The sequence below is a fragment of the Faecalibacterium sp. 3 genome (assembly GCF_048323735.1).
GTDB classification, from domain to species: domain Bacteria; phylum Bacillota; class Clostridia; order Oscillospirales; family Ruminococcaceae; genus Faecalibacterium; species Faecalibacterium wellingii.
The window spans coordinates 2,804,248-2,826,331 of sequence record NZ_JBLWFN010000001.1; the positions used below are offsets into that span (position 1 = coordinate 2,804,248).

The following is a 22,084-nucleotide window of genomic DNA, read 5'->3' on the forward strand; positions in this document are numbered from 1 at the left end:
TGCGTCCAGTTCTCCCAGAGGTGGCAGCGCATCAGCGTTGACGGAGAGGGCGGGCCCGTTTTCTTATTCGCCCAGAGCCTTCTTGACGATGGCGCTGACAGCCGCCAGAGCCTCATCGATCTTGGTCTCGTCCTTCAGGCCGGCCATTGCAAAGTCCGGCTTGCCGCCGCCCTTGCCGCCGGCAATGGCAGCGATCTCCTTGACCAGAGCACCGGCCTTCAGGCCCTTTTCCTGTGCCTGCTTGCTCACAGTGACAGCCATAGTGATCTTGTCCTCAGCCTTGCCCACCAGAACCGCCACAGCGGGCTTCACAGCCTTGTCGCGGATGGTATCGCACATGCCGCGCAGGGTGTCGCCGGTGGTGCCGGTGAAGTATGCAGAAGCGATCTTCACGCCGCCGATCTCCTCGGCGTTGTCGAACAGGCTGGTCACCTTGGAAGCGGCGACCTGTGCCTTGATCTCTTCCAGCTCCTTGGCCAGAGCCTTGTTTTCAGCCATCACGGCCTCGGCACGGACGGGCAGAGCGGTCACGTTGTTTGCCTTCAGGGTATTTGCCACGGTATGCAGCATAGCCTCCTGCAGGTTTGCACGGATCAGCAGGTTGCGGCCGGTGACAGCCTCGATGCGGCGGATACCCGCAGCAACGGAGGCCTCGCTCACGATCTTGAAGCCGCCGATCTGGGCGGTGTTCTTCACGTGGGTGCCGCCGCAGAACTCGGTAGACCAGCCCTCGATGTCCACAACACGCACGACCTTGCCGTACTTTTCGCCGAACAGAGCCATTGCACCCAGCTTCTTGGCTTCCTCAATGGGCATTTCCCGGACTGTGACGTTCATGGACTCGTAGATCTTGTCGTTCACGATCTTCTGCACGCGGGCCAGTTCCTCGGGAGTGACCGCGCTGAAGTGGGTAAAGTCGAAGTGAGTGACCTCTGCATCCTGATAGGAGCCTGCCTGATGCACATGGTCGCCCAGCACTTCACGCAGCGCTGCCTGCAGCAGATGGGTGGCGGTGTGGTTGCGGGCAATGGCCATGCGGTATTCCTTGTCCACCTGAGCGTTCAGATGGTCGCCCACCTTCACGATGCCGCTCTCCAGCACGCAGGTGTGGACGTAGTAGCCCTTGGGGGTCTTCTTCACATCCAGCACGCGCAGGCTGCAGTCAGCGCTGTTCAGCACGCCGTGATCCGCAGCCTGACCGCCCATCTCAGCGTAGAAGGGAGTCTTATCCAGAACCACCAGCACGCCATCCTTTGCTTCCTCATCGGTAGCAATGGCGTCGGTCAGGGTCTCCTCGTCGCTCAGGGCGACCACGACACCGGTGTCGTTCAGGGTCTCGTAGCCAGTAAAGACGGTGGGCTCTGCATTCAGCGCACCGAACAGATCCTCGCTCCAGCCGGAGATGTTCTTCTTCAGGCGCTCCGCACGGGCACGCTCCTTCTGCTTGGTCATTTCGGCGTGGAAGCCTTCCTCGTCGATCTCAATGCCCTGCTCCGCAGCGATCTCCTTGGTCAGATCCAGCGGGAAGCCGAAGGTATCATTCAGCTTGAACACGTCCAGGCCCTTCAGCAGATGCTCATGTGCCTTTTCCAGACCGTCGATCATGTTGTTCAGGATGTTCATGCCGGCATCAATGGTGCGGGCAAAGTTTGCCTCCTCGGTACCGATGACCTTCTTGATATAAGCATCATGCTCGCGCAGCTCGGGGTATGCGGTCTCGCTGGACTGAATGACAGTCTCCACCAGCTCCACCAGGAACGGGCGGGTGATGCCCAGCATACGGCCATGGCGGGCAGCACGGCGCAGCAGGCGGCGCAGCACATAGCCGCGGCCCTCGTTGGAAGGCAGGATGCCGTCGGACACCATGAAGGTGCAGCTGCGGATGTGGTCGGTGATGACGCGGATGGAGATATCGGTCTTGGGGTCTTCGCCGTAGGTCTTGTTGGCGATGTGCTCCACGTGGTGCAGCACGCTCTGGACGGTATCCACCTCAAACAGGTTGCCCACGCCCTGCATCACGCAGGCCAGACGCTCCAGACCCATGCCGGTATCGATGTTGGGGCGTGCCAGACGCTCGTAGTGGCCCTTGCCGTCGGCGTCGAACTGGCTGAACACCAGATTCCAGATCTCCATATAGCGGTCGCAGTCGCAGCCCACGCCGCAGGTCGGCTTGCCGCAGCCGTACTCAGGGCCGCGGTCAAAATAAATCTCAGAGCAGGGGCCGCACGGGCCGGAGCCATGCTCCCAGAAGTTGTCTTCCTTGCCCAGACGCACCATGTGGTCGGGGGCGATGCCCACCTTCTTGGTCCAGATATCGTAAGCCTCGTCGTCCTCTTCGTACACAGAGATGTGCAGGCGGTCCTTCGGAATGGCCATCCACTCGTCGGAAGTCAGGAACTCCCATGCCCAGGGAATGACCTCTTCTTTGAAGTAATCCTGGAAGGAGAAGTTGCCCAGCATTTCAAAGAAGGTGCCGTGGCGGGCAGTGATGCCAACACGCTCGATATCCGGGGTGCGGATGCACTTCTGGCAGGTAGTCACGCGGTGACGGGGCGGCTCTTCCTGAGCCAGAAACCACTTTTTCATAGGTGCCATGCCGCTGTTGATGAGCAGCAGACTGGGGTCGTTCTTGGGCACCAGCGGGAAGCTGTCCAGACGCAGGTGGCCCTTGCTCTCAAAGAAGCTCAGGTACTTTTCACGCAGTTCATTCAAACCGGTCCATTGCATAGGTTTTCTCTCCTCGATTGTCCTTGGCGTTTGCACGTCAGATTTATGATTATGGCAGACGGGGCGGGTGGGCGCAGAAAACAAAAAACAGCCCCATCCCAAAAGGGACGAGGCTGCCTGTAAACTGCTCCGTGGTACCACCCAAATTGCAAAGGATAAAATGTGTCCCCTGCCGCTTTCGGCGCGTTAACGCTGCGCTGCGTCCGACTTGTGTCGCCGGAAGCTCCGGGGCGGCGCAAAATGGAACCGACCGGAACGCCTTGCAGCTGGAAGCGCTCTCTCTGAACGGCGGTGTACATTTCTGACCCCATCATTGCCATCTGTCATAATATTCATGCACATGCGGAAAGCACACAGTTCTTTCCGCGTACAGTTAAATTATAGCATGAGCCGGGCGTTTGTCAACGGGTTTGGACAAAATTTTCAGTCTGCTGTGCTTGACGCAGCGTGCCTGTTCCGCTACAATAAAAATATTGAAAGCACATTCTTATTTTATAATAGAGAGGAATTTCCCGTGAAGATTTTAAAAGTAAAGTGTCTTGCCCCCACCCGGCTGGACAACTATCTGACCCAGCAGTTCCCCGCCCTGACCCCGGGCCGCCTGAACAAGGCCCTGCGGGAGAACAAGATCAAGCTGAACGGCAAAAAGCAGCCGCTTTCCACCCGCGTGATGGCCGGTGACGAGATCAAGCTGTTCATTCTGGATGAAGTTCTGGATGCGGACCGCCGTGTGGAAGGCCCGGCGTGGAAGAACGCCCGCGGCCCGGCACAGGTGGTGTATGACTGCCCGCAGATCGTCATTGTGAACAAGCCCGCCGGTCTTGCCGTGGACGGCCCGGAGGACGACACACTGCTGAACCGCACCCTGCTCTACCTGAACCAGCAGGGCGAGTACAAGGAGAACGACCTGTACACCCCGGCGCTGTGCCACCGGCTGGACACCGGCACCAGCGGCCTTGTCATCGTTGCCAAGACCCCGGAGGCCGAAGAGCTGTTCCTTGCAGCCATCAAGAACCGCGAAGTGAAAAAGACCTACCTCTGCGTCACCTTCGGCCGTCCGACCCCGCCGGATGCCACCTTGGGCGGCTATCTGCTGAAGGACGCTGACCGCGGCATCGTGAAGATCGTGGAGGACAAGCAGCCCGGTGCCAGGGAGGTGGAGACCCGGTACGAGACCATCGCCGTCTCCGGCCGTCTGGCCCTGCTGAAGGTGCAGCTGATCACCGGCCGCACCCATCAGATCCGCGCCCACATGGCCAGCATCGGCTGTCCCATTCTGGGCGACAGCAAATACGGCAACAACACCGCCAACCGCGAGCTGAAACTCAAGTATCAGGCCCTGTGCGCATGGGAACTGACTATGCCTCACTTCAACCAGCCGGACTTTGCCTTCCTCAGCGGCAAGACCTTCCACGCCCCCAAACCGTGGTATTACAATCAGGTGCTGGACGGCACGCTGAAATAAGCCCATAACACCAAAAAAGATGACCCGGAGCGGCAGGCCCCGGGTCATCTTTTTGTTTTGCGTTTTAGTGGAAGAGGCTTTCAAGCCAGCCCAGCGTGGACTCGGTTGCACTGGTAAACGAATCCTGAACTTCCTGAATGCTGTCCAGCAGCTTGGCACCCTCGGTATCTTTTACCGACCAGTAGGTTCCGGTGCTTGCAGAACCATCCGAAACCGTAAAGTCGCTGGTGAAGCAAAGGTTATCGCCATTGGAGTCGGTCACGATCACCATGTAAGTGTAGCTGCCTGCAGGCAGTTCGCCAAAACGGATCTCGCTGTCCAGCGTCTTAAAGGAAAAGCCCGCTGCATTGGGCGATGCCTGCGCCGTGACCACAGTCTGGTCATTTTCATCCAGCACTGCCACCTGAACATCGGTCAGCGTCATACCCAGTGCAGCGTTCGCGGTACCGGTCATAGCCATGCCCTTGCCTGCATGGATGTTGATGGGATAACTCATACCCTCCAGCCGCAGGCTGTCCGGCGAGGACGCAACCGCGTTGTGATCGGATGCCACGTACCAGTAGCAGGAAGAGCCGCTGATCGAAACACTGGAATTTTCCAGCGGGATACGGCCGGAAGAAATATTACCTGCCGGGTCGGAGCAGTAGAAAGTACCATTGGTGTAATCGGTCAGCAGCAGCGCATGGGGCTGTCTGCGGTCATACAGCACGATGCCCTCCGGATGCTGCGACAGCAGGGTAACGAGGGTCTGGATCTTTTCCTGTTTGCGGGAAGGCAGGGTTCCGTAGCCCACCTGCATTTCCTTATATGTAAAGCTGTGAGAGAGACCGTTGGCCCATGCCGTGGAGCGTACGCTGTTTTCTGTCACAGCGGTCCAATCCGTCAGACCATCAAGATACGCCCGGCGGCGCAGCATCATGGCTGCGGATGCCAGCGTGCAGGTGCCGCCGCGGCTCTGCTTGAAATAGAAGCCCGCGTCCACATTCAGGTCCACTGCCAGAGCAGCAGGCAGGCAGGTGAGCATTACCACCAACGTCAGCACAAGGCTCAGCAGTTTTTTGCGGAAATGGGACGGTACAGCGGTATTCACGGTCGATTCTCCTTTCAGCTTCTGCAATTCCTGTTATCTACCGCTATAAAGTATACCAGCCTGTTACCATTTTGTAAACGTTTATGAAGCGTTTTTCTCAATATCAACACGTTTGGGCAGATTTTGTTAGAGAGAATGCATAGTTTCCAGAGCGATATTCTACATTTTCGACAAAAAAATCAGCCCGTAAAAAGGATGCGGGAAAAATTTTTTCAGCGCAAGTCTACCAGGTTTCTCTGATTTCCCCAGACGATCCCGGTAGTCCTTCCGGATCCTTTATGCCAGTCGTCGCAGGCATTCGATCAAAGCAGGCGTGCCTGCGATCGACCAGATAAAATCGTTGGCATTGTGGTCAGAATTGTGGTCAAAACCAAATGAGGCCAGCCCACAAGTCAAAACCACCGGCTGAGCCGGTGGCTTGAGTAAGCCCTAGAAGGGCATAATACTAGCAAAGCCCCTTAAGGGGCCACGAATGGGTCACGAATGGGTCTGCCAACTGCATTCCTGTCTCGTGGCAGGCCCCTCAAGGGGCCTTTTTAGTTTACGGTTTATTGCAGCCTAAAATGAATCGTTCGTTAAAATCACAAGTTTCCCCAGTTGATTTTTCGATCCCGATAGAAATACTCCTTGTCGTGTTCGCTGATGGTGCGCAGTACACAGCACGGTTCTACTCTCCTTATTTATAAGGAATCTTTCTCATTTTTCAGTAGATTCTTCCAGATTCTTTCGGTACTGTGCCGGACTGACACCATACTCTTTCTTGAATACCCGGCTAAAATAGAGTGGGTTATCATACCCTACGATCTCTGCAATTTCTCCAATATTGTATTCGGTGTTCTCCAATAAGCTTTGTGCATTTACCATCCGAAGGGACAGGATGTATTGTGCAGGGCTTATTTTCATGTACAGCTTAAAATTACGGATAAACCAGTTCGTACTGATATGCAGCGATTCTGCGTAATCGTCCACACTGACCTTTGTATTATAATTCTCATTAAAGTAGGCAACGGCGGCTTCGATTTCTTCCGGGATGCTTGTAGTTGTTTTCTCGCTTTCCTGCTGTTGCCTGCTTACTAAAAGCAGAATGATGTTGAAGAGAGAAGCAATATAGTCTTCATAGCCATATTCACATTGTTGCAGTTCCCGGATGATCTTTCGGAACAGCATTTTGTAATCCGGCAGTGTGCCGCTGTAAAAAACGTGCTTGTCCAATGGTATTCCGTGATAGTTCAGGATGTTTTTGACATCGTATCCTGTAAAGTGAATCCAGAACACCTCTGGATGATCTTCTACATAGTAGACATACTTCTGGATTTCTTTCGGCTGATAAAGCACCATGTGTCCAGAAGTCACCACTTCCTCAACACCATCGAACCAGAAGTGTGCTTTACCCGATGCCACATAGAGGATTTGATAGTCTCTGCGACCCTTTGCCCAAAAAGTAGGTAGCTTAGGGCGTTTTTTCAAGCGATAAGTGCCGCAGCTGCCTACGACCAGCGGCTTTGAGTAGTCTTTGAAATCCAAACGGGAGTTGTTCAAATATCCTGAGTTGAAATACATCCCTGCGTCCTCCTCATCTTCAGAGATTTTACAGTGATTTGAGAAATGTTCTATCAAAAAATTACAAACACTTTGATTTTGTGCATATTTTGTTCCATCTTGTCTATATCTTTTCGTTCCATTAGATTCTATAATATTTTCAGACGAAACACAAGAGATTTGGGCAACTTGCGTAATGAGAATTCCAGTCTGAAGTGCGCAGCAGATTGGTCGCGCCCACACAAAACAAGCAAGATGGGAGAAAGCACAATGACTGAGAAACGTTATCTAAAGTGGTATAATAAAGTCGGCTATGGTTCAGGCGATATTGCAGGCAACGTAGTGTATGCATTCCTGTCCTCCTTCGTCATGATCTATCTGACCAACACCGTTGGCCTGAACCCCGGTATTGTCGGCACTCTGATTGCAGTTTCCAAACTGCTGGACGGTGTGACGGACATTTTCTTTGGTTCTTTGATTGACAAAACGCATTCCAAGATGGGCAAAGCCCGTCCTTGGATGCTGTACGGCTACATTGGCTGTGCCATTACGCTGGTGGCAATTTTCGCCATTCCGACCAATCTGGGACAGTTTGCACAGTACGCATGGTTCCTGATCGCATATACTCTGCTGAACGCTGTATTCTACACTGCCAACAACATTGCCTACTCTGCACTGACTGCTCTCATCACGAAGAACAGTGCCGAACAGGTCGAGATGGGTTCTTGGCGTTTCATGTTCGCCTTTGCCACCAGCCTGCTCATCCAGTCCATCACGCTGGGTGCTGTTACGGCATTGGGCGGTGGTGCTGCCGGTTGGCGCACTGTTGCAATCATCTACGCCATCATCGGTCTGCTTGTCAACACCCTCTCCGTTTTCTCCGTGAAGGAACTGCCGGAAGGCGAATTGGTGGATACCACCGACAAAAAGGAAATCGAGCAGGACGAAAAGTACAATCTGGTTCAGGCTGCAAAGCTGCTTGCTGGTAACAAATATTATATGATGATTTGCGTCACCTACATTTTGCAGCAGATCTACGGTGCCATGATCAGCATGGGCACCTACTATGCAACCTACATCCTTGGCAACCAGAATCTGTTCGGTGTATTCTCTTGGGCAATCAACATTCCTCTGATCATCGCACTGGTGTTCACCCCGACCTTGGTTGCAAAGTGGCATGGAATGTATAAGCTGAATGTAATGAGCTATACTCTGGCAACGATTTCTCGTGCACTGGTTGCTGTAGCTGGTTACATGGGCAGCGGCAATGTGACCTTGATGCTGCTCTTTACTGCAATCGCAGCTCTTGGTCAGGGTCCTTGGCAGGGCGATATGAACGCTGCGATTGCTGCTTGCTCTGAATATACTTGGCTGACGAAGCATAAGCGCGTGGATGGCACGATGTACTCCTGCACTTCTCTCGGTGTGAAGCTGGGCGGCGGTCTGGGTACTGCCATCACCGGCTGGCTGCTGGCTGCAAGCCATTTTGACAGCGCTCTGACCGTTCAGCCGGATTCCTGCATCAATATGCTGAAGATCATGTATCTGGTGATTCCGTTTGCTCTGGATGCCATCATCACCTTCATTCTCTCTCGTATGAAGGTCGAAGAAGCAAATGAAAAACTGCGTGCAGCAGTCTGATAACAAGCCATTATCATTTCTCCTTCATCTGCTGTTCCCCGGAGGGATCCAGCGATTCCTCCGGGGAGGCTGGAGAAATATTATAAAATTATAAAAGGTAAATGAGGAAATACTATGGCTGCATTTGATTTTGCAAAAGTAAAAGACCCCACCTTTTTCAAGGAAAACGTGCTGAATGCTCATGCAAGTTTCCGTACTTACGCTTCCCGCGAAGAATATCGGACAGGCTCCTCTTCTTTGGCGCTGAAGCTGGACGGTATCTGGAAATTCGCCTACGCAAAGAACTACACCAGTGCCATCCCCGGCTTTGAAAAGACAGATTACGATTGCAGCGGCTGGGATGACATTCATGTTCCGGCACACATCCAGATGGAGGGCTACGACATTCCCCAGTATGCGAATATTCAGTATCCGTGGGATGGCCGTGAAGAAGTACAGCCGGGCGAGATCCCGCAGCGGTTCAATCCGGTGGCAAGCTATGTAAAATACTTCGATCTGCCGGAATCCATGCAGGGCAAGCCCGTCCACATCGAGTTCGAGGGTGTAGAAAGCGGCATGGCTCTTTGGCTGAACGGGTCTTATGTGGGTTACACCGAGGACAGCTTCTCCGCACACGCATTCGATCTGACTCCCTATCTCCAGCCGGGCGTGAACAAACTTGCCGTGCAGGTGTTCAAGTGGACTTCCTCCAGCTGGTGCGAAGATCAGGACTTCTTCCGCTTCTCCGGCATCTTCCGCAGCGTGTGGCTGTATGCCATCCCCACCGTGCATCTGGAAGATGTATCCGTCAAAACGCTGTTTGCCGGGGATGATTTTACGCATTCCACGCTGGAAGTTGCATTGCAGGTGGAGGGCAAGGGTGCAGCCCGTCTGACCCTGCGCCGCAGTGAGCTGGAAGTGTTCTCCGAAAAAATTGCACTGAACGGCGGCTCTGCGCTGTTCAGCCATGCGGTGGAGAACCCCCACCTGTGGAGTGCAGAGGACCCAGCTCTGTATGAACTGGAAATTGAGCTGCTGGACGATGCAGGCCATCTGGTAGAGGTGACCGGGCAGAAAGTCGGTTTCCGCAAGTTCGAGTTGAAGAACAATCGGATGCTGCTCAACGGCAAGCGCATCGTGTTCAAGGGTGCCAACCGTCATGAGTTCAGCTCCATTACGGGTCGTGCTGTGGGCGTACACACCCATGAGGAACTGCTTCGGGATATCATCACCATGAAGCAGAACAACATCAATGCCATCCGTACCAGCCATTACCAGAATCAGGATGCACTGTACGACCTGTGCGATGAGTATGGTCTGTATCTGATCGCAGAGAACAATCTGGAATCCCATGGCACATGGGACATCCATCAGGCGGGCATTCGCGGCATCGAGGGCGTTTTGCCCAATGATAAGCCGGAGTGGAAAGCTGTCTTGTTTGACCGCATGAATTCCACTTACCAGCGTGACAAAAACCATCCTGCTGTTCTGATCTGGTCTCTGGGCAACGAATCGTTTGGCGGTGAGACCCTGCTCCAGATGGCAGAGATGGTCCGCCGCTTTGATGACACCCGTCTGGTGCATTACGAAGGTGTGGTCAATGATCCCCGCTTCCTCGAAACCACCGATATCGAGAGCCATATGTACAGCACTGTGAAGGACATTAAAGAGTACCTGGCACAGGGCGATCAGCGGCCTTATATCGAGTGCGAATACTCTCATGCTATGGGCAACTCCAACGGTGCTTTGCACAAGTACACGGAACTTGCCGACCAGAAGGACTGCGGCTATCAGGGCGGCTTTATCTGGGATTACATCGACCAGTCCATCTGGAAAAAAGACCGCTACGGCAAGTGGTTCCAAGCCTACGGCGGCGACTTCGGTGAGCGTCCTACCGACTATAATTTCAGCGGAAACGGCATTGCCTACGGTGGTGACCGTGCTCCTTCTCCCAAGATGCAGGAGGTCAAGTTCTGCTATCAGAACATCACCGTTTCCATCGACAACTCTGGCTTTGAAGTCTGGAATAAGAACCTGTTCACCTCTACGGATGCTTTCGACTGCGTTGCTCTGCTGCATCGTGATGGAAAGCTGTATCAGCAGCAGGAGCTGACCAATATTGATGTTGCTCCCGAAGAGCGTTCCAGCTTCCCGCTGCCGTTTATGATCCCTGCGCTCCCCGGTGAATATGCAGTGACCATCAGCTTCCGTTTGAAGGAGGACACCAGCTGGGCAAAGAAGGGCCATGAAGTCGCCTTTGGGCAGGGTGTGATCGCTGTGGTCCGTTCCATTCCCAGCAAGAAGGTCACGCCGTTTACCGTTACGCACGGCACACACAACATCGGTGTCCGGGGTGAGAATTTCGATGTTTTGTTCTCCGATCTGAATGGCGGCCTGACTTCCTACCGCTATGCTGGCAAGGAGATGATTCAGGAGATTCCCCGTCCCAACTTCTGGCGCGCTCCCACCGACAACGACTGCGGCAACAACATGGGCGGCGTTCGCGGTCAGTGGAAGCTGGCAAGTCTGTATGCTACCGCCAAGGGCATCGGCAAGGAGATTCCGTCTGTTCATGGCGGCATCATCCTCCAGAACCCCACCTGCGAGGTGGAAGCCGACAGCGTGGTCGTGACCTATCTCTATAACCTCCAGACCAGCCCCGCAGCAGAGTGCAGCCTGCAGTACCGTGTGTTCGGTGATGGCCGCATCCAGACCACCCTGCACTATGACCCGGTGGAAGGACTTGCAGCAATGCCGGAGTTCGGCGTACTGTTCAAGATCGACGCTGACTACGACACGGTGGAGTGGTACGGAAACGGCCCTGCGGAGACCTACTGGGATCGCCAGCATGGTGCAAAGCTGGGCATTTACCAGAACAAGGTCGCAGACAACATGGCACAGTACCTTGTGCCGCAGGAGTGCGGTGCAAAGACCGCTGTGCGCTGGGCAAAGGTAGTGGACCGCAAGGGTCGCGGGCTGCTGTTTACCGCAGATGCCGCAAAGCCCATGTTCTTCTCTGCGCTGCCCTACACTCCCCATGAAATGGAGAGTGCCAAGCATCCCTACGAGCTGCCCCCGGTCCATTACACGGTGATTCGTGCCATCGGCGAGCAGATGGGCGTTGGCGGCGATGACAGCTGGGGTGCCAATGTCCACCCGGAGTATATTCCTGATGTGACCAAGCCTGTGGAGTTCACCTTTACGTTCCGTGGCATCTGATGATTGCCCGCAAATGAGGTGTTCTCTGTGAAAAAAGCGAAAGATCAGCCTGAATCTGAACCAGCCGAACTAGCACCCCTTGTTGGAGAACGGATCAGAAAGATCCGCAAAGAAGAGGGGTTAAGTCTAGAGCTTTTTGCTTTACGTTGTGACATGAATGCCGCATACGTTGGGCATACTCTTTCTCCCGGCATGTCCCCGGTGCGATGACCGATGCGGATGTACCTGATCCGTTCCGTGCCATCCGGCAGGAGCTTCGGGGACAGAAGATGCCGAATATCGAAAGATAAGAAATGCCGTTCCAGTTGCTTTTGGAACGGCATTTCTCTTAATCTTCTAACCCATGGCTCCCGGCCACTTTCTTCAAATATTCCTTCGGATCTCCATTCAGAATCAAATCGGCATAGCCAAGCGGGTCATTATAGACGAGATAGTCTAACTCCGACCTCTGCGACATGGTCACGTCCAGCGCATCCTCGACCCCGGTGCAGTCAATGGAGATTATTCTCCCATCCCGGAGCAGCAGTTCCACGCAGCCGGTGTCCATGTTGAAATGGCAAGCTCTTGCATCGTACTTCATGTTTGTGTCCTCCTGAAATCATGTGTGGCTCATGTCGGTCAATCTATGATTTCGGATTTTATCTTCCACGGACACCTGCATGGAACTTGTCGGGGCAAGGCCCCTCCATCTGCTAACGCAGACCGTTCTGTCGCTTAAAAGCCCCACTGGGGCTTTCATTGCTTCGCAAACGCTAATTTTCCGAAGAAAACAAATAATCCGAACCCATCTCCTATCGGAAACAAGTTCGGATTATTTTTGTTTGGTCCGAGTGGCGAGAATCGAACTCACGGCCTCTTGAACCCCATTCAAGCGCGCTACCAAAACTGCGCTACACCCGGATATCTGTAAGCGGTTATCGCTCACAGCTCAATCAGTATACTTGATTCAGGGTGTTTTGTCAAGCTTTTTCGGCCAGATTTTTTCAAAAATCCGGTTTATTTTCCTGCAGCGGCTGATCTTTTGCGGGGAACGCTTCAAATTCAACGGTGGCAAGTGCAATTGCAAACACGCTTTCTGCACCTGCCGCCAGCAGGGCCTGCGCACAGGCCGCAGCCGTAGCACCGGTGGTGATCACATCGTCCACCAGCAGCACCTTCCGGCCTTCGATCCTGTCCGGATCTGTCACGCGGAACGCGCCCGCCACATTGGCCATGCGCTGCTCAAACGGCAGGCCAGCCTGATGCTGTTTTGCACGGGCGCGGCCCAGTGCCTCCGGGTACAGCGGAACGCCCAATGCCCGTGTCAGCGGCAAAGCCATGAGCTGCGGCACATTGTAGCCGCGGGCTGTGCCGGATGCCGGCACAGGAACGATGCAGTCATATCCAAGGGACATGCCCTCCACCAGTTCCGGCAGCAGCTCTGCACCCGACATTCGCACCTCGCTGCCAAAGGCCAGCTTTGCCAGCCAGACGCCCATTTCCACTGCTGCCCACGGTGCGGCATGATATTTGGTGTGCAAAACGCCCCGCCGTACACAGCCCTCATACCGGAAGGGTGCCGCCGCACCGGCCAGCCTGCCCAGATAATGCTGGGAAGCATCCAGCCGCATGCCCGGCTTCCTGCGCAGTTCTTCCAGTTCTGCGGCGCAGTCCGGGCATGTGGGCACACTGCCCAGCACCTGATCGCAGAACGGGCAGCGGCGTGGATACACCAGCTGTCTTGCCCCGCGCAGCAGGCGGCACGGAACGCTGTAGTAATCCATCAGTCCTTTTTGACAGCTACGATGACACGCACACGCTTGCCCGCAGCGCAGCCAAAGTTATCATACCAGCCGGTAAGATAGTAGTCGTCCGAGTTCACTTCGGTCAGCTTGGTCGCGTAATACTGGCCCTTATACCACAGGTAGACCTGTGCATCGTCCGCCATCTCAAACCGTTTCCCGTTGCTCATGACCGATGCTGCGCCTACCTGATCGATCTTCATGGGCATCAGCTGGACCATCGTCTTTACGCTGCCGGTGGTCTCCTTGCGGGCTGCAACACCGCCCACCAGCACCGGATATTTGACGTTGGTGGTGAACGCCACCTGCGAACCATTGACATAGCACACATAGGTGGCGCCGCCGCCAATGTAACGGAAGATCGACGCATAGGGTTCCCCTACAAGGGTGCCCACCTGCCGCAGACCCAGACTGAGCAGGCTGTCCGTGTTGGCCGTGATCTTCTGCCAGACGGTGGAGAGGATGTCGCCGTTGATCACGCCCCACAGCACCTCGCTGGTGGTGGGCACCAGAACATCCTTCAGATCGCCCACGATCTTATCCTGCGTATCCGTGCTGGTGCTGGAACCGGTCGAAAGGATGGTGGCCAGCGTTTTCAGCTCGGAAGAATTGACCGAAACATTTTTGATGTCGTCCAGCACGCCATAGGTCCACAGGTCGCCGGTGACATCGTTCAGGATCAGGCGGTCGATCTCGCCCTTCTCATTCAGCGTATAATAGCGGACATTCAGAAGATTCAGGTCTGTCCCCGCTAGGCGGCTGGGACGAATCGTCCCAGCCACACCCTCCGAAGTCGTATCCAGAATCTGCACATCGTCTGCCAGAGTGTACTTGCCCAGCGTTGCCGCATCCGCACTGACCTTGCCGGTAACGGCCTTGTTCTCGATGCCGCTCACGGACTCGCCTTCCGGCGTTACGCGGATCTCCACCAGCCAGCCCGTGGGATAGTTCAGGCTTTTGTCCACATTCACAGTGCGCTGAATGCCATCGGTGCACATGACCGACACGCGCTGCAACACATCCGCGCCGTTGTCTTCCACAAGGCTGCGGGCTGCGCCCTGCACCACGCCGTAGAACACCTCATCGGCTTCTGCACCGGTGATCACGTCTGCCGCTTCGTTGTTCATGCCCAGCAGCAGGGTGACCACTTCGCCCACACCGCCGCCGTTCAGGCTGGATACCTTGGAGGCAACTGCCGTGCTGCCCAGCTGATAGCTGACGCCTGCCACGGTAACGGCCGTGGGTGCGCTGGCGCTGGGCGAAACGGCTGTGATACGGCCTGCTGCTTTGCGGGTGTAGATCCATACAGTCTGCAGACTTTCGCTGTAATAATACACATCGTAACGATTCAGCTCGGCAGAAGCCGAGACCTTATCGTTGCGGTAAACACTGACCGGTGCAAACGGCAGCTGGGTGCCTTCCGCTGCCACAAAGGGGCCCTTCAGGCTCTTGAGCATCACGGTAGAGGTGTCCACCTGACCGTTCGCCACCGTAAAGCCCAGGCTGGTGCCATAAGCGCCGCCGGCGGCTGTGTTTGCCGTGAGGGTGTTATACAGCAGCAGAGCACAATCCCCATAGTTCATGGTCTCGCCCTGATTGCGGTTCAGCTGGTTGCGCAGACCCAATTCCTGTGCTTTGGTCAGCTGCGCCATCGGGAACACGCCATTCAGTTCGGTCATTTTATAGCCCAGCAGCTTGAGTGCTGCCGTGCAGGCCTCTTCCAGCGTAACTGCGTTGTCCGGACGGAAGGTGCCGTCGGTGTAGCCGTTCATCCAGCCCTGCTGCACTGCAATGCGCACATAAGGTGCCCACTGGGAGGTGCCGGGCACATCCTTATACAGGGTGCCGATGTTGCCCTGCTGGGCTGCGCTTTCGCGGTAGGCCGAAAAGGAGACCAGCATCTTGGCAAATGCACCGCGGGTGACGGCAGCATCCAGACTGCCGGTCTGGCTGGTATCCATAGCGCCCAGCGTGATGGCCGTCTGGATGGCCGAGTTGTTCAGGCTGGCCGCCGATGCCGGCAGCACCAGCATAGACACAGCCATGCATGCTGCAAGCAGACATGCGAGAAGACGTTTTTTCATAGGTGTATTCCCCTTCCTTGATGTTTGGCTGCCGCTCTGAAGCAGCTGCCGTAAGCAGTCCGGCGCAAAGCCGGCTGAGAGGAGCTTAAAAGCTGTTTTTCGCAAGCAGGGTGCGCCGGGTCGATGCGGCGGTATGCCATGCGGACGAAAACGGCTTTTTAATCATAGCGCAGAGCCTCGATGGGATTGAGGCGGGCCGCACGCTTTGCCGGCAGATAGCCGAACAGCACGCCGATGCCCACCGAAATGCCGAAGGCCACCGCGACGGAGTTGAAGGACGGACTGACCGTGACCGTGGTGCCGCTGGTGAACATGGGCAGCAGCCGGTTCGCCACCATGGATACGATGTAGCCCAGTGCAATGCCCAGTACGCCGCCCAGCGCCGAGGTGGTGGCTGCTTCCACCACGAACTGCGACAGAATGGTGCGCTCCTTGGCGCCCAGTGCCTTGCGGATGCCGATCTCGCGGGTGCGCTCAGTCACCGACACCAGCATGATGTTCATGATGCCGATGCCGCCCACCAGCAGCGAAATACTGGCGATACCGGTCAGGATCACGATGACCATATTGATCATCTTGTTCATTTCCTCCAGCCACTCGCTGGCGCTGTAGACGTAGTAGCCGTTATCCGAGCCAAGCTGATGCTGCAGCTCGCTTTCCACCGCAGACTTTGCTTCGTTGGCGCGGCTCTCATCCTCCATGACCGCGGCATAGTTGCTCACCATGCTCTGGCTGGACAGGCGCATGGTCGTGGTATAGGGCAGATAAACGCAGTCGTCATCGCTGCCCTGCTGCATGTCCGGGTCGCTCACCTTTGCCGCCAGCACACCCACGATGCGGAACTTGTTGGCTCCGATCTTGAGCGTCTGCCCCAGGCCGTTGCCGCCAAAGGCCACGCGGTTCAGATAATCGCCGATGACGCACACCTGCTTGTTGTCCTTGATGTCCATGTACTGCAGACCGCGTCCCTGCGCGATCTGGTAGTTCTTCATGGTGGAATAGTTCTCGTCCACGCCGCTGATGGTGGACCAGCGGTAGCTGTTGGTGCCGACCTTCAGCGTGCCGCTGCCGCTGAAATCGATCTGCGGCGAGATGGACTGGATCAGCTCCGGGTACTTCGTGGGCAGCTTGTACATTTCCTCCACCGGAACGGTACGGGAGCCGTTGCCCCACACCTGCACCGAAAGGGTGTTGGTGCCCAGTGCCGAAAAACTGTCGCGCATGCTCTTGGTCATACCGTTGCCCAGACCCACGATAACGATGACTGCCATGACACCGATGATGATGCCCAGCATGGTAAGAAAGGTGCGCAGCTTATTGCTCCACACGTTCTGGATGGCCTGACGGAAGGTCTCTACGATCATGCTTTTTCCTCCTCATCCGGCAGATCCGGCAGCAGTGTGGGCTGCACGATGGCCTCCGGCGCACGGGAGTCGCCATCGTAGACCACCCGCCCGTCTTCCAGACGGATGATGCGGTCTGCCTGCACCGCAATGGAATTATCATGGGTGATGAGCACCACGGTGTGGCCCTCATCGTGCATCTGCTGCAGCATCCCCAGCACTTCGCGGCCGGTGTGGCTGTCCAGTGCGCCGGTAGGCTCGTCGGCCAGAATGACCGCCGGGTTCCGCACCAGCGCCCGGGCAATGGAAACACGCTGCTGCTGGCCGCCGGAAAGCTGGTTGGGGCGGTTCCTGAGCTTATCGCCCAGGCCCACCTGCTCCAGCACCTCTTTGGCCCGGGCGTGGCGCTCGGTGCGGCCGATGCCCGCATACACCAGCGGCACCTCTACGTTCTCCATCAGGTTGAGCCTCGGCAAAAGATTATACTGCTGGAAGATAAAGCCCAGCATTTCGTTGCGGATCGCAGCCAGCTCGTTGCGGCTCATCTTGCCCACGTCCCTGCCGTTGAGCCGGTAAGTGCCATGGGTCGGCACGTCCAGACAGCCGATGATGTTCATGCAGGTGGACTTGCCGGAGCCGGACTGGCCGACGATGGCTACGAACTCGCCTTTTTCGATTTTCATGGTGATGTGGTCTGCTGCTTTTACCGTGGTATCGCCCATCTGGTAATACTTGCACACCTCATCAAACTCGATCAGAGCGCTCATGCATTCCTCCTGTATCAGCCTGTGATGATCACGCCGTTTGCATCTGCCGGGTCTGCAGTGTCACCCGCATCGGCAGATTCTTCCATCGGCTCCTCTGCTGTGCTGCCGTCTGCAGTGTCCGTGTCGTTCTCTGTGTCAGCTGCAGTTTTGTCCATGGCATCACCATAGCCGCCGTCATCGTAATAGTAATCGGTGCTCACAGAGCTGGGGTCATAGGCCACGGTGTCGTTGCCGGTGACGCCGCTGATGATCTGGGTATAGTCGTCGTCACTCACGCCGATCTTGACCGGAACGTACACATAGCCTTCCGGTGCAGTCATATCGGGGTCTGCATTGGCGGCGCTGGGCGAATCCTTGGTCACCAGCACATAGCCGCCGCGCACGATGGCCGCATTGGGCACTGCCAGAGCGTTTTTGGCCTCCGCGATCACGATCTCCGCGTTGGCATTCATGCCGGGGCGCAGGCCCTCGGTCTCGTCGATGCGCACCGTGACCGGGTAGGTGGTGGTGCCGCCGTTGGAAGAGCCCTTCATGGAAACGCGGGTCACGGTGCCGGTGTAGGTCTTATCCGGCACTGCATCTGCCGTCACCTGCACGCTCTGGCCCACCGAAACATCGCTGACCTGCAGCTCATCCACATTGATGACCATGACCAGATAGCTCAGGTCGTAGATGGTGCACAGGTCTGCACCGGCGGTCAGTGCATCACCGGCCTTGGCGTTCTTCTCAATGATGGTGCCGCTGATGGGCGAGGTGACGGTGTAGTTGTTCATGGCCTCCTGCAGGTTATCCATGTTCAGCTCTGCGCTGCGCAGGGTCTCCGCAGCGGACTGGATTGCTTCGGTCAGGTCCTCACCGCTGATCTGCAGCACGATGTCGTCCTTGTTCACGGCACCGCCCTCCTGCACATTGATGGCAGTGACCGTACCGGCTGCAAGGGTGGTCAGGGTGCGCTCTGCCTGATATTCAAAGCATTTGGCTGCAATGCAGCTGACACCGTTGATGGTGGCCGTTGCCGCCTGAGCCGTGGTCAGGCCGCCTGCATTGCGCACGGTGATGGTCACGGTGCGGGTGAGCAGGTTGCCGGTACTCAGCGTATCCGTGCCGGTCACAGCGGTCACGGTGCCGGTCAGGGTCTCAAAGGTGCCGTCCAGCGTCACCTCAGCGCTCTGGCCCACCGAGAATGCGGCGGCGTCTGCCGCAGGGAACTCCAGATGCAGCACCATCTTGGAGCTGTCGCGGATGACAGCCACTTCCTGGCCGCTGGTCACTTCGTCACCCTTGGCCACCTTCAATGTAGCCACAACGCCTGCCACCTCGGCACGCACATACTGGCGGTCCACGGTCTTATCGTAGCTGCGCTGTGCCTGCTGCAGGGTGATGGAGGCCTGCTCGGCCTTGGTGGTGGCATCGGAGGCATCCACCGTGTACAGCACAGTGCCTTCCTCCACAATGTCGCCTTCCTCAATGGTGCTGGTGAGCACCTTGCCTGCCACCAGCGATTTGACATTGTATGTATTGGCCGGGTTCAGCGTACCGGTGCCGCTGAGGGAGTTGGACAGATCCCGCTTTTCCGGCGTGGTCTGCACATAATTCACATCCACATTGGCGTCCTGTGCCCTGTCCGGACGCAGGATGAACCATCCGCCCAGCACGGCCACACACGCCACCGGCACCATCCACTTCCAGTTTTTGCGAAAAAATGCAGCCACTTTGTCTTTTCCTGCGGGTCTTGCCTCACCGGCAGCCGCCTGCTGTGCCGCAGCATCCTGCTTCTTTTTAAAGATCATGCTTGCTGTTTCCTCCTGTATCTTTCAGAGCACCTCTGCCTTATGCAGGGCGCCCTGTAATTTCTGTCCGTTCTGTCTTTTTCCCCTTCTGCACTGTGCAGAAGGGTGACATTGTTAGTTTATCGCATTTTCGCCCAATACACAAGCGTCTAAATTTTGTTTTGAGGTTTTGCGCCAAACTTTTATGGAACTTTCACACCCTTTTTCCTCCTGCATCCTGTGCAAAACAAAAGAGGCAGCGCTCCGGTCTCCCGAAGCACTGCCCCTTTTTGAGCATGATCTTTATTCTGCGGTATCCTCTACGACCACATACACCCCGGCAGGGATGCAGGCAGCCCATGCGCCATCCTTGTCCAGCCAGCCGAATTGCTCGCACACATGGTCCGGGCACTGACTGTCCAAAAATGCGACTGCACCGTCTTTCACCTGCAAATGCACGACATAATCGCCCACATCATACAGGTAATCGTGATCCGTATCCAGCGGCAGGGTCTCGGTGATGCCATCGCCGAAATCGACGACTGCCTGCAGACCACCGCCTTTGCCGCTGTGGGCTGCGCGCACGCCGAAATACAGCGCTGCCGCCAGCACAAGGACCACCAGTGCAAAGATCAGGTTCTTCATCCATGGCTTCCGTTTTCTGGAACCGGAAGCCGTTTCAACCGTTTTGCGGTTGCTCATGCAGCGTAATCGCTGGCAGCCTTACCTGCAATGCGGCCAAACACGGTGAAGTCTGCAACAGCGTTGCCGCCCAGACGGTTTGCGCCGTGAACGCCGCCAGTCACCTCACCTGCTGCGAACAGGCCGGGGATAACGGTACCGTCAGCCTTCAGCACCTCAGTGTTGGTGTTGATGGTCAGGCCGCCCATGGTGTGGTGCACGCCAGCGGTGACCTTGATGGCGTAGTACGGAGCGGTATCCAGCTTGTTTGCAAAGCTGGTGCGGCCAAAGTCGGGGTCGTTCTTGGCCTCAACATAGCCGTTCCAGGTCTTCATGGTCTCGGCAAACGCAGCCTCATCGACGCCCATTGCCTTGCCCAGCTCCTCGTAGGTCTCGCCGGTCACGGTATAGCCCTTCTTGATGTAGCCCTGAATGACGCTGGAAGCATCTACCATGGCCTGATCGACCACCAGCCAGCTGTAGCTGCCGGTCTGAGCGATCTCAGCAGCAGAGACCACGTCACGGGTGCCCACTTCGTCGATGAAGCGCTTGCCCTCGGCGTTGATCAGCACAGCGCCGTCGCCGCGCAGACCCTCGGTGATCAGGGCAGCGGTGTTGGCCTCAACGGTGGGGTGGATCTGGATCTGGTCCATATCCACAATGCCGGCACCGATGGCGGTGGCCATCTCAATGCCCTGACCCTGAGCGCCGGCAGCGTTGGTGGTCATGAAGCCCTTCAGCTCAGGCTTGTACTCGACAACCATGTCCAGATTTGCGCCGAAGCCGCCGGTGGTCAGCACCACAGCCTTGGCGTTCACAGTGACGGTCTCGCCGGTAGAACCGGTGGCCTTGATGCCCACAGCAGCGCCGCTCGCATCGGTCAGGATCTCGTTGGCGGTGGTGTTCAGCAGGATCTGAACGCCAGCCTTCTCACAGTTCTCCTCCAGCAGGGGGATCATGTAGGAACCGACGGAAAGGGTCTTGCCCTCTGCGTCCACAGGGCGATGGATGCGCTTGACGGATGCGCCGCCAAAGCTGGAAACGCTGTGCAGGGTGATGCCGTGCTCGTCCAGCCAGTCGATGGCATCAGCAGAGTTGGAGCACAGGGTCTTCACCAGAGCAGGGTCGTTGATGCCCTTGCCGCCGATCATGGTATCCAGCTCCATCAGCTCAACAGAGTCGAAGTAGCCGGTGGGGTTCTTCTGGTACTCTGCCCACTGCTCGGAGACGGTCTTTGCCAGAGCGGTGATGGTCTCGTTGTCAGCGTACTTTTCAGCAGCGGTCTTCAGGGTCTTTTCGACACCGGCAGACTCGCCGAACTCGTTCTCATCCTGATACACGGTCTTGCCGGCGTTCATGCCGCCGGTAGCGCGCACAGAGTTGCCGCCCACCATGGGCTGGCTCTCCACGATCACAACGCTCTTGCCCTCGGCAGCAGCGGTGATGGCAGCGGTCATGCCTGCGCCGCCTGCACCCACGATGACAACGTCAGCGTCAACGGTGGAATCCTCGGCCTTGGTCTCGTCGGCTTTGACCTCGATCTTATAGTCGTCGGCGTTCAGGCCGGCGGCAGTCAGGGCAGCGGCTGCTGCCTCCTTGATGGCGTCAGAGGTGATGGTCGCGGTGGACACGCCGTCCACGGCGATGCTGCCGGTCTCAGCGATCTGAGCGGGCAGCTGCTCCAGTGCCAGCGTACCGATGCCGGGGGTCTCATCCTTGCCCTCAGCGGTGCAGCCGGTGATCTTGCCGTCTTCCAGCGTCAGGGTAACGGTAACGTCGCCGCCCATACCCTTGGCAGTGCCGATGAAATCGCCGGACACGCCGCCTGCGGTGGAAGCGGACTTGCTGCCGCAGCCGTAGCCCAGCAGGCTGACGCCCACAACAGCCGCCATGGCCAGCGCAGCCACGCTCTTGCGGATCTGATTCTTTTTCATTGTTTTTTCCTTCTCATATTCGGGTTGCTTGTGTTCGGACATCTATCAGCAAAAAAGGGGAAACT

General features: G+C 56.5%; 14 protein-coding genes and 1 tRNA gene. 3 read left to right on the forward strand and 12 right to left on the reverse strand.

Annotated features, from left to right (window positions below; genetic code table 11):
- Positions 1-63: 63 nt before the first annotated feature.
- A complete protein-coding gene (gene alaS / locus ACNSPV_RS13250) occupies positions 64-2,727 on the reverse strand; it encodes an alanine--tRNA ligase (protein WP_348583007.1) in 2,664 nt (887 codons plus the stop codon).
- Positions 2,728-3,241: 514 nt separating this feature from the next.
- On the opposite strand from alaS, the gene ACNSPV_RS13255 reads away from it, so the two are divergent.
- Positions 3,242-4,192, forward strand: a complete 951-nt coding sequence (locus ACNSPV_RS13255; protein ID WP_348583005.1) for an RluA family pseudouridine synthase — start codon at positions 3,242-3,244, stop codon at positions 4,190-4,192.
- 64 nt (positions 4,193-4,256) lie between these two features.
- Here ACNSPV_RS13255 and ACNSPV_RS13260 read toward each other — a convergent pair whose 3' ends face one another.
- Together ACNSPV_RS13260 and ACNSPV_RS13265 are read right to left on the reverse strand one after the other, a co-directional pair.
- Positions 4,257-5,282, reverse strand: a complete 1,026-nt coding sequence (locus ACNSPV_RS13260; protein WP_348583003.1) for a hypothetical protein — start codon at positions 5,280-5,282, stop codon at positions 4,257-4,259.
- Between the two features lie 696 nt (positions 5,283-5,978).
- Positions 5,979-6,842, reverse strand: coding sequence for a helix-turn-helix domain-containing protein (locus ACNSPV_RS13265; protein ID WP_005941554.1), 864 nt, complete (start codon positions 6,840-6,842; stop codon positions 5,979-5,981).
- Positions 6,843-7,091: 249 nt separating this feature from the next.
- On the opposite strand from ACNSPV_RS13265, the gene ACNSPV_RS13270 reads away from it, so the two are divergent.
- Together ACNSPV_RS13270 and ACNSPV_RS13275 are read left to right on the forward strand one after the other, a co-directional pair.
- Positions 7,092-8,462, forward strand: coding sequence for a glycoside-pentoside-hexuronide (GPH):cation symporter (locus ACNSPV_RS13270; protein ID WP_339395891.1), 1,371 nt, complete (start codon positions 7,092-7,094; stop codon positions 8,460-8,462).
- 114 nt (positions 8,463-8,576) lie between these two features.
- The gene (locus ACNSPV_RS13275) at positions 8,577-11,660 is read left to right on the forward strand and encodes a glycoside hydrolase family 2 TIM barrel-domain containing protein (protein ID WP_348583001.1); all 3,084 of its coding nucleotides are present in this window, start codon (positions 8,577-8,579) and stop codon (positions 11,658-11,660) included.
- 328 nt (positions 11,661-11,988) lie between these two features.
- On the opposite strand, the gene ACNSPV_RS13280 is transcribed toward ACNSPV_RS13275, so the two are convergent.
- The 9 genes from ACNSPV_RS13280 to ACNSPV_RS13320 form a co-directional block, all read right to left on the reverse strand.
- A complete protein-coding gene (locus ACNSPV_RS13280; RefSeq protein WP_348582998.1) occupies positions 11,989-12,240 on the reverse strand; it encodes a DUF6061 family protein in 252 nt (83 codons plus the stop codon).
- A gap of 242 nt (positions 12,241-12,482) precedes the next feature.
- A tRNA-Pro gene (locus ACNSPV_RS13285) sits at positions 12,483-12,560 on the reverse strand.
- A gap of 83 nt (positions 12,561-12,643) precedes the next feature.
- On the reverse strand, positions 12,644-13,423 hold the full coding sequence (locus ACNSPV_RS13290; protein ID WP_339395888.1) for a ComF family protein: 780 nt from the start codon (positions 13,421-13,423) through the stop codon (positions 12,644-12,646).
- Positions 13,423-15,525, reverse strand: a complete 2,103-nt coding sequence (locus ACNSPV_RS13295) for an S-layer homology domain-containing protein (protein WP_348582996.1) — start codon at positions 15,523-15,525, stop codon at positions 13,423-13,425. The genes ACNSPV_RS13290 and ACNSPV_RS13295 overlap by 1 nt, the downstream gene beginning before the upstream one ends.
- A gap of 158 nt (positions 15,526-15,683) precedes the next feature.
- A complete protein-coding gene (locus ACNSPV_RS13300; RefSeq protein WP_348582995.1) occupies positions 15,684-16,889 on the reverse strand; it encodes an ABC transporter permease in 1,206 nt (401 codons plus the stop codon).
- Complete coding sequence (locus ACNSPV_RS13305; protein WP_348582994.1) at positions 16,886-17,635, reverse strand: ABC transporter ATP-binding protein; 750 nt, start codon at positions 17,633-17,635, stop codon at positions 16,886-16,888. Before ACNSPV_RS13305 ends, ACNSPV_RS13300 begins: the two co-directional genes overlap by 4 nt.
- A gap of 14 nt (positions 17,636-17,649) precedes the next feature.
- Entirely contained in the window at positions 17,650-19,425 is a 1,776-nt protein-coding gene (locus ACNSPV_RS13310; protein WP_348582993.1) for an HlyD family efflux transporter periplasmic adaptor subunit, read from the reverse strand.
- A 282-nt stretch (positions 19,426-19,707) separates the two neighbouring features.
- Positions 19,708-20,049 (reverse strand): NusG domain II-containing protein, encoded by a 342-nt coding sequence (locus ACNSPV_RS13315; protein WP_249237151.1) that lies wholly within the window; start codon positions 20,047-20,049, stop codon positions 19,708-19,710.
- A gap of 53 nt (positions 20,050-20,102) precedes the next feature.
- The gene (locus tag ACNSPV_RS13320; protein WP_348582992.1) at positions 20,103-22,019 is read right to left on the reverse strand and encodes a flavocytochrome c; all 1,917 of its coding nucleotides are present in this window, start codon (positions 22,017-22,019) and stop codon (positions 20,103-20,105) included.
- Positions 22,020-22,084 lie beyond the last annotated feature (65 nt).

What these genes read in the sequence shown, in the direction of transcription:
- ACNSPV_RS13290 (WP_339395888.1), bottom strand. Translation starts at nt 13,423, where the DNA reads ATGGATTACTACAGCGTTCCGTGCCGCCTGCTGCGCGGGGCAAGACAG.
- ACNSPV_RS13300 (WP_348582995.1), bottom strand. Translation starts at nt 16,889, where the DNA reads ATGATCGTAGAGACCTTCCGTCAGGCCATCCAGAACGTGTGGAGCAAT.
- alaS (WP_348583007.1), bottom strand. Translation starts at nt 2,727, where the DNA reads ATGCAATGGACCGGTTTGAATGAACTGCGTGAAAAGTACCTGAGCTTC.
- ACNSPV_RS13295 (WP_348582996.1), bottom strand. Translation starts at nt 15,525, where the DNA reads ATGAAAAAACGTCTTCTCGCATGTCTGCTTGCAGCATGCATGGCTGTG.
- ACNSPV_RS13265 (WP_005941554.1), bottom strand. Translation starts at nt 6,842, where the DNA reads ATGTATTTCAACTCAGGATATTTGAACAACTCCCGTTTGGATTTCAAA.
- ACNSPV_RS13310 (WP_348582993.1), bottom strand. Translation starts at nt 19,425, where the DNA reads ATGATCTTTAAAAAGAAGCAGGATGCTGCGGCACAGCAGGCGGCTGCC.
- ACNSPV_RS13270 (WP_339395891.1), top strand. Translation starts at nt 7,092, where the DNA reads ATGACTGAGAAACGTTATCTAAAGTGGTATAATAAAGTCGGCTATGGT.
- ACNSPV_RS13275 (WP_348583001.1), top strand. Translation starts at nt 8,577, where the DNA reads ATGGCTGCATTTGATTTTGCAAAAGTAAAAGACCCCACCTTTTTCAAG.
- ACNSPV_RS13315 (WP_249237151.1), bottom strand. Translation starts at nt 20,049, where the DNA reads ATGAAGAACCTGATCTTTGCACTGGTGGTCCTTGTGCTGGCGGCAGCG.
- ACNSPV_RS13280 (WP_348582998.1), bottom strand. Translation starts at nt 12,240, where the DNA reads ATGAAGTACGATGCAAGAGCTTGCCATTTCAACATGGACACCGGCTGC.
- ACNSPV_RS13320 (WP_348582992.1), bottom strand. Translation starts at nt 22,019, where the DNA reads ATGAAAAAGAATCAGATCCGCAAGAGCGTGGCTGCGCTGGCCATGGCG.
- ACNSPV_RS13305 (WP_348582994.1), bottom strand. Translation starts at nt 17,635, where the DNA reads ATGAGCGCTCTGATCGAGTTTGATGAGGTGTGCAAGTATTACCAGATG.